Annotated in this window: 15 protein-coding genes; 10 read left to right on the top strand and 5 right to left on the bottom strand. The window is 35.1% G+C overall.

Features of this window, described 5'->3' with window-relative positions; genetic code table 11:
• The 6 genes from KKI21_03280 to KKI21_03255 form a co-directional block, all read left to right on the top strand.
• Nucleotides 1-260, top strand: a 260-nt coding sequence (locus tag KKI21_03280; protein ID MBU4285222.1) for a hypothetical protein, incomplete at its 5' end; no start/stop codon positions are given.
• Between the two features lie 130 nt (nucleotides 261-390).
• A complete protein-coding gene (locus KKI21_03275) occupies nucleotides 391-1,800 on the top strand; it encodes a sugar transferase (GenBank protein MBU4285221.1) in 1,410 nt (469 codons plus the stop codon).
• A 1-nt stretch (nucleotide 1,801) separates the two neighbouring features.
• Complete coding sequence (locus KKI21_03270; protein ID MBU4285220.1) at nucleotides 1,802-2,917, top strand: glycosyltransferase; 1,116 nt, start codon at nucleotides 1,802-1,804, stop codon at nucleotides 2,915-2,917.
• Nucleotides 2,914-4,158, top strand: a complete 1,245-nt coding sequence (locus KKI21_03265; protein ID MBU4285219.1) for a glycosyltransferase family 4 protein — start codon at nucleotides 2,914-2,916, stop codon at nucleotides 4,156-4,158. Before KKI21_03270 ends, KKI21_03265 begins: the two co-directional genes overlap by 4 nt.
• Nucleotides 4,107-4,583, top strand: coding sequence for a glycosyltransferase (locus KKI21_03260; protein ID MBU4285218.1), 477 nt, complete (start codon nucleotides 4,107-4,109; stop codon nucleotides 4,581-4,583). Before KKI21_03265 ends, KKI21_03260 begins: the two co-directional genes overlap by 52 nt.
• On the top strand, nucleotides 4,567-5,043 hold the full coding sequence (locus KKI21_03255; GenBank protein ID MBU4285217.1) for a glycosyltransferase family 4 protein: 477 nt from the start codon (nucleotides 4,567-4,569) through the stop codon (nucleotides 5,041-5,043). The genes KKI21_03260 and KKI21_03255 overlap by 17 nt, the downstream gene beginning before the upstream one ends.
• Here the strand turns inward: KKI21_03255 and KKI21_03250 are convergent.
• From KKI21_03250 to KKI21_03230, 5 genes are read right to left on the bottom strand one after another with little or no spacing between them, the layout of a single operon-like run.
• Nucleotides 5,030-5,563 carry an Hsp20/alpha crystallin family protein gene (locus KKI21_03250; protein ID MBU4285216.1) on the bottom strand — a complete coding sequence of 178 codons (534 nt, stop codon included), beginning with the start codon at nucleotides 5,561-5,563 and terminating at the stop codon, nucleotides 5,030-5,032. The genes KKI21_03255 and KKI21_03250 overlap by 14 nt on opposite strands.
• A gap of 21 nt (nucleotides 5,564-5,584) precedes the next feature.
• On the bottom strand, nucleotides 5,585-6,304 hold the full coding sequence (locus tag KKI21_03245) for a PrsW family intramembrane metalloprotease (GenBank protein ID MBU4285215.1): 720 nt from the start codon (nucleotides 6,302-6,304) through the stop codon (nucleotides 5,585-5,587).
• A 2-nt stretch (nucleotides 6,305-6,306) separates the two neighbouring features.
• The gene (locus KKI21_03240) at nucleotides 6,307-8,364 is read right to left on the bottom strand and encodes a valine--tRNA ligase (GenBank protein MBU4285214.1); all 2,058 of its coding nucleotides are present in this window, start codon (nucleotides 8,362-8,364) and stop codon (nucleotides 6,307-6,309) included.
• 16 nt (nucleotides 8,365-8,380) lie between these two features.
• On the bottom strand, nucleotides 8,381-9,415 hold the full coding sequence (gene tsaD / locus KKI21_03235; GenBank protein MBU4285213.1) for a tRNA (adenosine(37)-N6)-threonylcarbamoyltransferase complex transferase subunit TsaD: 1,035 nt from the start codon (nucleotides 9,413-9,415) through the stop codon (nucleotides 8,381-8,383).
• Nucleotides 9,412-10,224 carry a tyrosine-type recombinase/integrase gene (locus KKI21_03230; protein MBU4285212.1) on the bottom strand — a complete coding sequence of 271 codons (813 nt, stop codon included), beginning with the start codon at nucleotides 10,222-10,224 and terminating at the stop codon, nucleotides 9,412-9,414. The genes tsaD and KKI21_03230 overlap by 4 nt, the downstream gene beginning before the upstream one ends.
• A 183-nt stretch (nucleotides 10,225-10,407) precedes the next feature.
• Here KKI21_03230 and KKI21_03225 point away from each other — a divergent pair, with 183 nt between their 5' ends.
• The 4 genes from KKI21_03225 (at nucleotide 10,408) to KKI21_03210 (ending at nucleotide 13,630) form a co-directional block, all read left to right on the top strand.
• Nucleotides 10,408-11,811 carry a coproporphyrinogen III oxidase family protein gene (locus KKI21_03225; protein MBU4285211.1) on the top strand — a complete coding sequence of 468 codons (1,404 nt, stop codon included), beginning with the start codon at nucleotides 10,408-10,410 and terminating at the stop codon, nucleotides 11,809-11,811.
• Between the two features lie 194 nt (nucleotides 11,812-12,005).
• A complete protein-coding gene (locus KKI21_03220) occupies nucleotides 12,006-12,380 on the top strand; it encodes an HIT family protein (GenBank protein MBU4285210.1) in 375 nt (124 codons plus the stop codon).
• Nucleotides 12,381-12,562: 182 nt separating this feature from the next.
• Nucleotides 12,563-13,000: a hypothetical protein gene (locus KKI21_03215; protein MBU4285209.1), complete on the top strand. Its 438-nt coding sequence runs from the start codon at nucleotides 12,563-12,565 to the stop codon at nucleotides 12,998-13,000.
• A 207-nt stretch (nucleotides 13,001-13,207) separates the two neighbouring features.
• Entirely contained in the window at nucleotides 13,208-13,630 is a 423-nt protein-coding gene (locus KKI21_03210; GenBank protein ID MBU4285208.1) for a hypothetical protein, read from the top strand.
• The last annotated feature ends 417 nt before the right edge of the window (nucleotides 13,631-14,047 follow it).

Below are 14,047 nucleotides of genomic sequence, written 5' to 3'. Positions count from 1 at the left end.
TGGCGTTTCTCAAAACTCAGAACGTAGTTCTGACCGGTGCCCAAGGCGTTTCTCTCGTCTTTGAACAGAAGCGAGAAGATTTGCCCAAGGGCTACTGGTATGTTTCCTTTGATGAGAAGGAAGCTCTTTGGAAAGATGCCGGTGGTGACCACAGGGTGCCGGGTGTGGATCGGTACTCGGACGGAGGCTGGTACTTCCGTCTCGGCTTTTTCGAGGATGTCTGGTACGACTATCGCTGCCTGCTCTGCTTCTGCGACTAATTTAGTGTTTAGACACTTGGTCGCTTAGCACAGCTCTTTGGTTCTTTGAACATTAGGGAGCCCTTGCTTGCGAGGGCTCCATTTTTTTATTTTGGTTGATTTTAGGGTAAAATTGGGATAGAATGAAATTATGAAGAAATCAGAACTTATATTCAGCGCATTGCTGGTGCCGGTTGATTTTTTGATGCTCATTCTAGCTGGAATCGCAGCTTATTTTTTGCGTGTCAGCCCATTAGTAGCAAAATGGAGGCCAGTGCTTTTTAGTATAAATTTGCCTTTTGAAAGATATCTTTTCTTAACGTTGGCAGTAGCGATTTTTGGTGTTTTGATTTTCGCTGTTTCCGGTTTGTATCATATTAGCACTCAGAAGCGGTTGTTTAAGGAGTTTTTTCAGATTATTGTAGCAACTTCTGCCACTATTTTGGTTGTGATTCTCTATGTTTTTTTCAGTAGGGAGCTCTTTGAATCGCGTTTTATAGTTCTGGCGGCCTGGGTTCTGGCAATAATTTTTGTCAGTTTCGGCCGTTTTTTTATTAAAAAACTTCAGCGCTTTTTAGTCGGGAAATATAATGTCGGAGTCAGAAATATTGTTGTGATTGGCGAGGATAAATTAAGCAGAAAAGTTATTAAAGAGATAAAACGCAATCCAGATTTAGGATACAGGATAATTAAAAGATTTTTCGAATTAAAAACGGATAAAATAAAAGAGTTTCTTCTGAACAGCAATCCGCAAATAGATGAAGTTGTCTTAGCCAGTCCGCATTATGAAAGAAACAATATTCTGGAATTTTTAGATTTTTGTGAAGAGCAGAGGATTGGCTTTAAATTCGTTCCCAATCTTTTCCAAACACATGCCATCAATGTAGAAATGAATACTTTTGATGGCGTACCACTGATTGAGATAAAAAGAACTCCGCTTGATGGTTGGGGCAAAATAATCAAAAGATGGGTTGATATCCTGGGATCTTTAGTCGGTCTGATTATACTCTCGCCGTTGTTTTTAATAATTGCCATTATTATAAAGATAGATTCTGAAGGACCGATTTTTGTGAAATTAAAAAGAATCAGCCAGAAACAGGAATTCGGTCTTTATAAATTTCGTAGCATGATTGCGCATGACCTCAACGGTTCAGCCGAATCGTTAAAATCTTCATTAATTGCTTTAAATGAACGCAAAGATAGTCCGTTATTTAAAATGAAAAATGATCCGCGGATAACGCGCGTGGGGAAATTTTTAAGAAAAACAAGAATTGACGAATTGCCGCAGTTGATTAATGTTTTAAAGGGGAATATGAGCCTGATTGGTCCAAGGCCGCATCAGCCGGATGAAATAGAAAAATACGAGAAACACCACAAAAAGGTTTTATTAATCAAGCCAGGGATGACCGGAATGGCTCAAATCAGCGGCAGTTCTGATTTGCCGTTTGAGGAAGAAGTGAAATTGGATACTTATTATATTGAAAACTGGACCCTACTAAAAGATATTTATATTTTACTAAAAACAATAATTATTTTTTTTACAGACAAATCAGCCTGCTAATATGAAAATAGCTCTTGTTCATGATTACCTAAATCAATATGGGGGGGCGGAAAAAGTGCTTGAAGCATTTATCGAGATTTTTCCTGATGCGCCGATTTACACTTTATTTTACGACCAAAAAATAGTTGATGAATTCTTCCCGGGAAAGAAAATCCGGGCTTCGTTTTTGCAGAAAATTCCTTTTATAAAAAAACACCATCGCATTTTTCCGCCTCTAATGCCAATAGCAGTGGAAAGATTTAACTTGTCAGATTATGATTTAGTGATTTCTGATTCAGCTGCTTTTGGAAAAGGGGTGATTACTAATTCGAAAACGCTGCATATTTGTTATTGTCATACTCCGACCCGTTATGCTTGGGACGATAGCCATAAATATGTCAAGGAATTTAGTATGTCGGAACTAGCCAAGATTTTCGTGCCGATTTTTATGAACTATTTGAGGTTATGGGATAAGGAAGCAGCGCATAGGGTTGATAAGTTTATTTGTAATTCTAAATTTGTGGAGCAGAGGATTAAAAAGTATTACAAGCAGGACGCAGAGGTTATTCATCCCCCGGTGGACACGGAATTTTTCGTTCCATCCGATGAGCCAGTCCAAGATTATTACTTAATGGTCGGCAGGCTGTTGCCGTATAAGCGTTTTGACATCGCTATTGAAGCATTCAACAAATTGGAATTGCCTTTAAAAATTATCGGCAAGGGACCAGAGATGAAGAAGTTGAAAAAAATGGCAAATTGGAATATTGAATTTTTGGGAGAACTGGCAGGTGAAAAATTGAAAGAATATTATCAGAATTGCCAAGCGCTAATATTCCCTCAGGAAGAGGACTTTGGTATTGTTGCCTTAGAGGCAATGGGCTGTGGCAAGCCGATTATCGCCTATAGGGGCGGCGGTGCGCTAGAGAGCGTTTTAGAGGGCAAAACGGGCGTATTTTTTAATGAACAGAACACAGATTCGCTGGTCGAGGCAGTCAAGAAATTCTATTTATTGGCCAGTGAATCAAAGTTTAATTCTGCGTTTATCCGCAATCATGCAATTAAATTTGACAAAGAAATTTTTAAGAAAAAAATCAAGGATTTTATAGATAAAACCTGGAAAGAATTTAAAAGTTTATGACTATTGGCATAGATATTAGAATTTTGGCAAAAGGCGCAAGGACAGGAGTAGAGGATTATACAATTAATCTTCTGTCTCATCTTTTACCAATAGATAAATTTAAATATCGGCTATTTTATAACGGTATGAAAAAGCCGAATTTGAATTATTCGTGGATAAAATCATCCAATATTAAAATCAAAAAATTCCGAATCCCGAATCGAATTTTTGATTTGTTTTTAAGGTTTTTGAAATTTCCTAAAATAGATATGATTTTAGGCCCGGTGGATGTTTTTTTAAGCCCTCATTTTCTACTTGCTCCAGTTTCCAAAAAAACAAAGACAATTATAATTTTTTATGACCTTTCTTTTATCCGTTTTCCAGAATTCTTTTCTTTACCAAAATTGCTCTGGCATAAATTTATTTATCCCCAAAAGCAGGCGCAAAAAGCAAATTTAATTATTGCTATATCCGAATCAACAAAAGAGGATTTAATTAATCTTTATAAGATTAAGCCGGAAAAAATCAAAGTCATTTATCCAGGGATTGATGAAAAATTTATCCACCAGCAGGCTGACAACAGAAGATTATCGGAGGTGGAAAACAAGTATCAATTGCCGGATAAATTTATTCTGTACTTTGGTACAATTGAGCCGAGAAAGAACATTTTAGCGGTTTTAAAAGCATTTGAAGAAATAAAAAAAATGAGAGACGGAAAAATATTAGAGATTGACTGGCAAGGTTTCGAGGGAATAGTTAAAAATCAAAAAGAAAGAACATTTAATTTTTCAGAATTAAAATTAGTCATAGCTGGAACAAAAGGCTGGCTCTGCGACGAGATATTTGAGGTTGTTAAAAATTCAGAATTTAAGAACGATGTCATTTTCACTGGATTTATAGACGAGGAAGACAAGTCATATTTGTATAATTTAGCCGAAGTTTTTGTTTATCCAAGTTTTTTCGAAGGTTTTGGCCTGCCGCCATTGGAAGCAATGGCTTGCGGAACACCGACAATCGTTTCCAATAAATCATCTTTGTCAGAAGTGGTTGGCAATGCAGCAATTATGATTGATCCTCAGAACATTGATGAACTGGTTTTTGCCATTAAAGAGGTTTTAGGGAGTCAAGAGTTGAATAATTATTTAAGAAAACAGGGAATTGAACGAGCGAAGCAATTTAATTGGGATAATGCAGCGAAAAAAGTAATATCATGCGCATTGGAATTGATGCCAGATTCTTTGGCGCTAAAGACAAAGGATTAGGTAGGTATACGGAAAATTTAATCAAGAATTTGGAAGTGCTGGATAATCACAACCAGTATTTTATTTTTTTAAAAAAAGAGCGTTTGGAAGATTATGTCCCACAGAACCAGAATTTTAAAAAGATTCTATTTCATCAGTTAAGACAGAATAATCTGGATTTAATGCATTTTACTTATTTTAAAGTGCCGTTTTTTTATCAAGGCAGATTTATTGTTACTATTCATGATTTAATCACCAGTCATGTGGGAATTTTCAAGAAAATAATTTACAAGCTAATTACCCGGCGCGCGATTAAAAAATCAGAAAAAATTATTGCGGTTTCGGAATACACAAAACAGGAAATCTTGAAGTATTACCACCGCAGTAGCGGGGCGGGTCGCATTAAGTCCGATAAAATAAAAGTAATCCATGAAGGAGTCATGTAAAAAACCATATATTTTATATGTTGGCAATGATTATCCTCATAAAAATTTGGAGAGACTGAAATTAGCTTTTAAAAAAATAAAAGCCGAGAGAATTGATTGTGAGCTGATTTTAATTACTGAATTTGTCAGCGAAGAAGAATTGGATAAATTATACAAAAACGCTTCATTGTTTGTTTTTCCTTCATTGTGCGAGGGATTCGGCTTACCGCCTTTGGAGGCGATGAAAAGGGGAGTGCCAGTTGTTTCGTCTAATGCCGCCTGTTTGCCGGAAATTTTGGGCAATGCAGTTTTGTATTTTAATCCATTAGATATTGATGATATGACGGGCAAAATTAAAAAAGCCCTCTTAGATGAGGACTTGCGAAAAGATTTAATCCAAAAAGGATTTGAACAAATCAAAAAATATAATTGGCAAAAAACTGCCCAAGAAACTCTAGAAATTTATTCTACAATACGTTGACTTTTATTTTTTTGGTCTTTATTTTTTCCGATTTCGGGAGTTTGACTGTGAGGATTCCGTTTTTGATATCAGCCTTAGCCTTGTCTACATCAACCTCTACTGGCAGAATAACTGAACGGGAGAATGCTCCCCAGTAAAGTTCTTGGTAATAATAATCTTCTGTGTTTATTTCTTCTTCTTTTCTTCTTCTGCCTCTAATGGTAATCATGTCATTGGTAAAACTGATATCAATATCTTCCGGTTTAACTCCGGCAACCGTTGATTTGATTATAATATCAGAAGGAGTTTGGAAAACATCAATAGTCAATTGTCCTTCTTCGCTTTCATCAGCCTCCTGAAACCAGCTTTTTTCTTCTGTTTCCGTGGTTTCAATTTTCTTTATTGATTTCCTCGGTTTTTTTATTAGCTTTGGAGGAGCGTCATCCTCTGATGGAGTTATTATTTCTTCTATTATTTCCTCTTTTTCTTCTTCGTTTTCGACAGAAGCGCCAGTTAATTTTTCAAAAAATGATTTTGCCATATTCTTCAAAAGAATTAATTATTATAATTTGCAGATTGACCTAAATTTATTTATTTTTTTGAACATCAGAGACACCATTATAGCCGTACCGAAAAGAAGTACAAATATCAAGATATTTCTCTGGTAGGTCTCAATGTGTCCGTCTATATTAAGTATTATAATATAATTGAAAACCGAATGCAAGATAGTAGCCGCAATCAATCCTCCAAAAATCAGAGTTTTTCTGAACTTCGATTTCGTGCATAGCGAAGCAGCAAGGAAATATCCCATAACTGCCGAAGCTAATGCATGCAGAAAAGTTGCTCCTAAAAATCTTGTGGTAATGAATTCTATTGTCTCGCCAATCGGGATTTTCAGCGGAGAAATCTGACTTAGAAGATAAATATTCTCCGCAGCCGCGAATCCCAGTGCTGCTATTATTAAGTATATCATTGAATCAATAGGCTCGTCAAAATTAGGATTTTTCAAAACGCCGAATTTTACAACCAGATATTTCAATAATTCCTCGATTAAGGCAAAACCAATAACCAAAAGCAATATTTTTTCTGACAGAGAAATTATTTTTAATCCCTCAAAAAGCCCTTGTTCAAGCAGTGCGGCTAAAACAATCATTATTGCTCCGAAAAAGAAAATTTTGACCACCATTTTGTTTGGTTCTGGATGCTTATCTTTGCGCAAATAAAATGCCAGCCAGATAATACTGGGGAGAGGAGCTAAAATCATACAAAGCAAAAGTTTCATTTTTATTTTTTAGATGTTGGCCACTCTGATATAATGAGTGGTTTTTTTTCTTTATAATTCATTTGCCAAATACTTTCAGTGACGAAGGGTATAAACGGGTGGAGTAATCTTAGAATTGTTCTAAATACATAAACATTAACATTTTTTTCTTGTTTCTTGCTGGTTTCGATATATTTATCAGCATATTCGTGCCAGACAAATTCATATAATTCGCGCGCCGACTCTCCTAATTCGTAATTCTCGATTTTTCTTGTTATTGATTTAATAGTTTCGTCCAGTCGTTTAAGAATCCGCTTGTCGTCAGGGGTTAAATCCGCCGAAGCTTCAGCGGAGGCGGATGGTTTCATATGTATAAATCTGTTTATATTCCAGATTTTATTGCAGAAATTTCTGCTTGCCTTGATTGTGTCTTCGGAAAACTTTATCGCCTGTTGTTCACGGCCTGTCTGGTAAAGCAGGCCGAAACGCGTTGCATCAGCCCCGTATTTTTCAATCAGTTCATTCGGATCAAGTCCTGTGCCCAATGATTTGCTCATTCTTTTACCCTCTATATTTAAAACTGTTGCATTAATATAAACATTTTTGAATGGAATTGTTTTTAAAAATTCCAAACTTGAAAAAATCATTCTTGCGACCCATAAGTAGATAATATCTTGAGCTGTAATCAATAAACTAGTGGGATAAAACTTTTCTAAATCGCTGTTTTTACGAGGCTTGCCCTTAGCGTAGTCGAGGGGCCAGCCAAGAATTGCGAATGGCCAAAGAGCGGATGAGAACCAAGTATCGAGAACATCATTCTCTCCTGCCAAAGGAATTTTATGCCCCCACCACAATTGCCGGGAAATACACCAATCTTCGGCTTTATCCAGCCAGTCAAGATAGATTTTTTTATAGCGCGCGGGAGTAAATTCAATTTTCCCTTTTTTTACGGCATCAATAGCGGGCTTGGCCAGTTTGTCCATTTTTAGAAACCATTGTTTTGAAATCAGCGGTTCAATTGGGGTTTCGCACCTGTCGCAAATAGCCAAAGAATGTTCGTAATCTTCTTCTTTTTCCAGTAGGTTTTGCGTTCTTAAATCTTCAATTATTTTATTTCTTGCTTCTAATATTTTAAGGTCTGCGTATTTGCCGCCATTTTTGGTTATTCTCCCGTCTTCGCCAATAACATTTATGCTTTCAAGTTTATGGGTCTTGCCGATTTTATTGTCAGTTGTATTGTGGGCTGGAGTGACTTTTACTGCGCCGGTTCCAAATTCAATGTCAATCAGGCGGTCGGCAATAATCGGTATTTCGCGTTCTATTAGGGGTAAAATAACTTTTTCTCCCACTAAATTTTTATATCTAGCATCTTTTGGATTAACAGCAACAGCAGTATCGCCAAGCATAGTTTCAGGTCTGGTTGTCGCGACCACGATGAAATCGTGGTCGCCCCGAGCCTGTCGAGGGGCTAAGGGATATTTTATATACCATAATTTCGTCTTGTGTGGCACGTGTTTTATTTCAATATCAGAAATCGCAGTAGTGCAGCGCTGACACCAGTTCACGATTCTCGGACCTTGGTAAATCCATCCCTTTTTGTAATAATGCAGAAATGCGGTTTCAACTGCTTTGGAATATTCTTTATCTAAAGTAAAGCGCAAACGCGACCAGTCGCATGAACAGCCCAATTTTTTAAGCTGGTTTAAAATTTCATTGCCGTATTTTTCTTTCCATTGCCATACGCGTTCAATAAATTTTTCCTTGCCGAGGGCATAACGGGAAAGACCTTGTTTTTTCAATTCTTTTTCAACTTTATTTTGTGTGGCAATGCCAGCGTGGTCTGTTCCTGGAATCCAAAGAGACGGAACTTGCTTCATTCTATAATATCTAATCATTACATCTTGGATTGTATTATTCAGCGCGTGGCCCATATGTAAGGAGCCGGTAATATTTGGCGGAGGAATGGTAATGACGAATGGCTTACCCTTACCTCTAGGCGCAAAAAATTTACCTTTTTCCCAAAGGTTATAGATTTTATTTTCAACCTGTTTCGGATCGTACGCTTTCGGTATTTCCATGATTATATTATATCATTTTTTAACTTATTCTTAAATTCGCATCAGCTTTAATTTTAGAGAGTTGTTTTACGACAGCATGGCAGGCCTTTTTACGATTCAGAAAACCTGCCATTGCAATCATTGCGCCATTATCAGTGCAGAGCTTAAAATCAGGAATCAAAAATCTTGAATCAGGAATTTGTTTTTTTATTTCTTTTGCCATTTGTTTCCGCAATTCCTGATTTGCCGCAACTCCGCCAGCCAAGATTATGGTTTTAGCTTTATATTCTTTAGCAGCGCGTAGGGTTTTATCAATTAAAACATCAATAATCGCTTGCTGAACCTCATAACACATTTCCGGAATATTAATCTTTTTTAAATCTTTTATTGTATACAAAACCGCTGTTTTTAATCCGGAAAAACTAAAATCATAATTTTTATGTTGAATCATTGGACGTGGTAATTTGCCACCCTGCGGGTGGTCAGCCGTAGGCTGAATTTTTGATGCTATCTTAGAAATTATTGGTCCTCCAGGATATCCAAGTCCAAGCAATTTAGCTACTTTATCAAAACATTCACCAGCAGCGTCATCTCGTGTTTCCCCGATAATTTTATATCTTCCAACGCCCTTTACTAAAACTAATTGCGTGTGTCCGCCAGAAACAGTTAGGGCAATTGTTGGTTCCGCGAAGCGGGGTCCCGCTGCAAGAATATGCCCCTCAATATGATTTATTCCGATAATCGGTATTTTATATTTATATGCCAGGGCTTTAGCAAAATTAACTCCGATTAAAAGCGAGGGAATTAATCCAGGACCGATTGTGACAGCAATTAAATCGACATCTTGTATGGTTTTATTTGCTTCTTTAAGCGCGGTTTTTAAACAGGGTTCGATATTTTTCAGATGTTCCCGCGCAGCAAAATTTGGCACAACTCCACCAAAAGGAGCGTGGATTTTAATTTGCGATGAAACAATATTGGATAAAATATCAAAAACAGGTTTCCGTTTTCTAGAAACCTTTATTACTGCAATCCCGGTATCATCGCAGGATGTTTCAATTCCAAGGGTAATCATAATGGGCTTTTTATATTTTTAATTATTGGATTGGTTACTTGTGTATAAATTTGTGTTGTTCTGATATTTTGATGTCCCAGCAATTCTTGTACATATCTTATATTAACTCCGTTTTCTAATAAATGCGTAGCAAAACTATGGCGCAGAGAATGAAATGTCGCATCTTTCTTAATTTTAGCTTTTTTTAGTGCAATTTCAAAAATTTTTTGCAATGTTCTTTCTGATAATTTTCCACCTCGTTCGCTTGGAAATACAATTTCATTGGAAGATTTTTCCGCGATTAAAATTTTTAATTCGTTTTTAATCGTTTCCGAGAAAATCGTGAGTCGGTCCTTTTTACCCTTGGCGTTTTTGATATGAATTGTCAATTCATCCAGATTTATATCTTTGATTTTTAAGCCAATCGCTTCGCTTACTCTCAATCCCGCGCTGTATGCAAGAGAAATAATTAATTTATGTTTTAAGTTTTTAATTGAATCAATAATTTGTTTGATTTCTTGTCGCGATAAAACAATTGGCAATCTTTTTGTTTTTTTTGCAAATTTGATATTTATTTTCTGGTAATTTTTCAAAACCTCGCGATAAAAGAATTTTATTGCATTTAAATATAAATTTATTGTTTGCGGAGCATAATTTTTGTCTTGTTTGTTTAATAAAAATATTTTTACATTATCTTCATCGATTCTATTTAAATCCGTTTTCTTGAATTTAAAATATTCTCGCAGACAATTCAAATAACTTTCAATAGTTTTCGGGCTGTAATTTCTTAATCGTAGTTCATTTTTGGCTTGTTCTATGTATTGTTGCATAAGTTAAAATTTGTTATAATCCAAATATAAACGGTTATAAAACAATTATACCATGACTTCGTATAATATACAATATTTAATCAAAATGTTGTATATTATACAGATAGAAACGAGTTAGCAGAAATTCGGGGGCTCGCCTACTGAATAAAAAGAATTAAATATTGCTTTATTATTTAATAAAATATGGATACGAATTTGATTATAAAATCTATCAAAAAACTGGAAAGCGAAATTAACATAAGGAAACTTTGGAATGTTGGTTTTCATAGAGATCCCACTAAATATTATTTTGCTGTCACATACCCACCAGTTACTCTTGCTAAGAAAATTTCAGAAAAAGAAATTTTTTCTGGTTACTCTCTAAAAGGAAAAAAAGTTGCTTTGTATTTTCATATCCCTTTTTGTAGCAGAAAATGTACTTTTTGTCCGTATTTCAGTATAGTAACTGAAGACACAGAAAGACAGAACTATCTTAAATACTTAAAAAAAGAGATAGAACTGACTAAAAAATATCTTTCAGAGGATTTAGATATAATTGCAGTTTATGTTGGTGGTGGAACTCCAACACTTCTTAAACCCGACCAGTTGGATGATTTACTTAGGTTTATTCACAATGAGTTTAACTTGTCTAATGACGTTGAATTTACCGTTGAAACACACCCTGAGATTATTAGAGGTGATTTTAAAAAATATTTAGACATATTAAAGAAAAATAAAGTAAATCGTGTAAGTATAGGAATGCAAACTTTTGATGATGAAATTCTACTCTCTACAAAAAGAGGACATACCGCAGAAGAGGCAATAAAATTTTTCAAAGAAGTTAAAAAATATAATTTTTCTTGCGTAATTATTGACCTTCTTTACGGATTGCCTAATCAAACTATTGGTAGTTGGGCAAAAGATTTAGAAATAGCATATAGCCTAAATCCTGACGTTGTAACGACCTATTGTATGGAAGTTAAAGATTGGACTCCCATTTATCAACAATACGAAAATGAATTATTCAGATTTCCAAATGAATATTTATATCACTTGTTCTATGTTATGGCATCAGAAAAAGCCAAACAAGAAAAACACACAGAAATTCCTGTTTTATATTTTCCGAAGAAAAAAGATCATTTTAAATATGCCACTGATGTTTTTGGGCAATCTGAGGGAAGTAATGTAATAAGTTTTGGTACAGGAGGATATTCATTTGTCAATGGCTATCAATATTTTGGATATCAAAACATAGATAATTATTATCAGAGCATTGATAAAAACCAACTACCAATAAACAAAGGTATAAAGCTTTCTTTTGAAGATAGAATGGCTAGAAATATTATCTTAGGATTAAGGATGACATCAAGAGTCAATAAAGAAAAATTCAAGCAATTTTTTAACAAAGATCTAAATGAAGTTTACAAAGCAACTTTAACTAAATTTAAAAAATTAGAATTGTTAAAGGAAAATGAAAATGAAATCTATTTAACCGATTCAGGCAACCTGTTCTTAGAAGAGTTATGTTTGCATTTTATTCCCCAAAGCACATTATCTAAATTAAAGGGATTAAAAGGCGAATATGATAGATTTTATAGAATTGAATGATTTACGGCTAGCCCCGAACTCTACGCTCCCTCTCGGTCGCTTGCCACGCTGCACTCTCAGTCGCCTTGCTCCTTCGGGTCTGCTAACAAGGCTTATGAGGAAAATTGCTCGGCTCGCAATTTTCCCAAATTTCTTCCGCTTCGCTCCAGAAACTTCTCATAAGCCCGATGTTATCGGAAATAAATTAAATTTTTATGCTTCCAAAACCATACAAAAACGCAATTATCTATGAGGACAAAAAACTTTATGCTTGTTTAGCCAATGAACCAATCATAGAAGGTCATACAGTTGTTGTCTGGAAAGAAAAGGTGACTGACCTGCATTTACTCACTAGAAAAAACTACAAATATTTAATGGAAAGAGTGAACGAAATCAGAAATGCAATGTTAAAAGCGTTAAAGGTGAAAAAAGTATATTTATTATATATGGATGAGGTAAAACAAGTTCATTGGCATTTGGTGCCAAGATACAGTAGGATGGGTTTTGAAAATTTCTTACAGAAACCTGGAAAAATAAAGAACTTCTCTCTTGATGATAAGATACGCAAGCACTTAAGCATAAAAATTTAATTTACATCAGCTAACACGACATATCTGGTTACGGATTTTATACAAAAGCCTCCACTCATATTTGTCTCCGCTACGCTACGGCAAACATCAGATATGCCGGAACGTTATACGCAATCGTTTCGGTAACACAGAAAAAAATATAAGCAGAATAAATTCTAATTTTATAAAAGGAGATAAAAAAAATGAAAGATAACAAGTTACTAAAAATTATTATGGTTGTTATGCTGATTGCTGTTTATTTAACAGTAGATATAGTTATGGACAAGACACTGTTTCCAAAGTTAACGGATTCCTTTAAGCAACATCATATTGAGATTGTTACCAATTATACAATCTTTTTTAATTTAGTTTGGGTGTGGTTGGCAGGATTCATTTATTCTAAACATCTATTTGAAAAACAAAAAAATAAACTAGCAAAACCAGCAATAATATTTTTTGGAAGCTCTTTGGTTGCAACTGTTATTTTTGCTTTTATATCCCTGCCGTTAATTTGGACTGCATCTGTCATTCCGATGTTAGCATCCACGTGCCTATTTTTTCATGACTATGGCCTTTTCGTTTATTTTTTTATTATGATACTAATTTTTGGTTATAAGTATTACCGAACCGACAGCGTATAACAGCGTATATCTGGCTCGCTCCTGCCGTCGCTCCATCCATATTTGTCTCCGCTACGCTACGGCAAACATCAGATATTCCTAAACGTTATACGGCATAATAAAAAGCCAATTATGAAATTTGAATGATGATTTTGGCGATTTATTTTTGACGAGTCGATATAACTCGTGATATAATTTAATCATCTTAAGTAATTAACCAACACAATTATGGAAAAAGAACAAAACAACATACCAAAGATAGGCGACAAAGGAGTCTTCGAAGTCAAAGAAGATTCTACGCTTAGAGCCTCTGAAGATTTTAAAGGTTGCGAACAAACAATTTATAAAGATCTTGATATTGAAAACGCACCTGAGTCAAAAGATAAAAAAGAATGGTATGGTATGCTTGGCGAAGAACGAGTCTTAAGAGAACCTTTGAACAAAATTGATATTTGGCAAAAGTCGCTGCAAGAAGTGGTTAAAATTGTACGCGATAACAACTTAGTTGGTGATTTATTGAAATGGTCCGAGGTTCACATGAGAAACAAAGCAATTCAGATGAAGAGAAAGGATAGCGATGTACTTATCGTACCTGCAACTCAAACATTATTAGAAGCGGCAGAAATTATTCAAATTCAACAGGAAAAATAAATTGCCAAAAATCTTAAATACAAATAAGGAATAGAGGCTTTTTATGACGGCGTATAACACGGGATAAGCGGTTCAGGGCAAATGCGATTTATTACTTACATTAATGAGTTGCATTTGTCTCTAACCCAAATTTTTATTTTCTCTTTCTTTTAAACGACAAGGAAAGAAAATAAAAACTTCGATTATCCCGATACGTTAGACCCGCGACATATCTGTTGCGGGCAGTTTTTATTTTTTCTTGCCATTTTTCAATATTTTTGGTATGTTAATAATATCTGGCCCCATCGTCTAGTGGTTAGGACACCAGATTTTTCACCCTACGGGTGACCACCCGCAGGGTGGCAATCAACAAAAATATGTTTTATGTTTATGCTATTCAAAGTCAAAAAGATTTATCGCTATATATTGGATTTTCGT

The sequence above is a fragment of the Patescibacteria group bacterium genome (assembly GCA_018897295.1).
GTDB lineage: Bacteria > Patescibacteriota > Minisyncoccia > RBG-13-40-8-A > RBG-13-40-8-A > JAHILA01.
Note: the sequence above shows the minus strand (reverse complement) of the source record. Positions and strands in the feature narration are given on the sequence as shown.

Coding starts and splice junctions, on each gene's coding strand:
- KKI21_03270 (MBU4285220.1), top strand. CDS start 1,802: ATGAAAATAGCTCTTGTTCATGATTACCTAAATCAATATGGGGGGGCG.
- KKI21_03275 (MBU4285221.1), top strand. CDS start 391: ATGAAGAAATCAGAACTTATATTCAGCGCATTGCTGGTGCCGGTTGAT.
- tsaD (MBU4285213.1), bottom strand. CDS start 9,415: ATGATTACCCTTGGAATTGAAACATCCTGCGATGATACCGGGATTGCA.
- KKI21_03265 (MBU4285219.1), top strand. CDS start 2,914: ATGACTATTGGCATAGATATTAGAATTTTGGCAAAAGGCGCAAGGACA.
- KKI21_03215 (MBU4285209.1), top strand. CDS start 12,563: ATGAAAGATAACAAGTTACTAAAAATTATTATGGTTGTTATGCTGATT.
- KKI21_03245 (MBU4285215.1), bottom strand. CDS start 6,304: ATGAAACTTTTGCTTTGTATGATTTTAGCTCCTCTCCCCAGTATTATC.
- KKI21_03255 (MBU4285217.1), top strand. CDS start 4,567: ATGAAGGAGTCATGTAAAAAACCATATATTTTATATGTTGGCAATGAT.
- KKI21_03260 (MBU4285218.1), top strand. CDS start 4,107: ATGCGCATTGGAATTGATGCCAGATTCTTTGGCGCTAAAGACAAAGGA.
- KKI21_03225 (MBU4285211.1), top strand. CDS start 10,408: ATGGATACGAATTTGATTATAAAATCTATCAAAAAACTGGAAAGCGAA.
- KKI21_03250 (MBU4285216.1), bottom strand. CDS start 5,563: ATGGCAAAATCATTTTTTGAAAAATTAACTGGCGCTTCTGTCGAAAAC.
- KKI21_03220 (MBU4285210.1), top strand. CDS start 12,006: ATGCTTCCAAAACCATACAAAAACGCAATTATCTATGAGGACAAAAAA.
- KKI21_03230 (MBU4285212.1), bottom strand. CDS start 10,224: ATGCAACAATACATAGAACAAGCCAAAAATGAACTACGATTAAGAAAT.
- KKI21_03210 (MBU4285208.1), top strand. CDS start 13,208: ATGGAAAAAGAACAAAACAACATACCAAAGATAGGCGACAAAGGAGTC.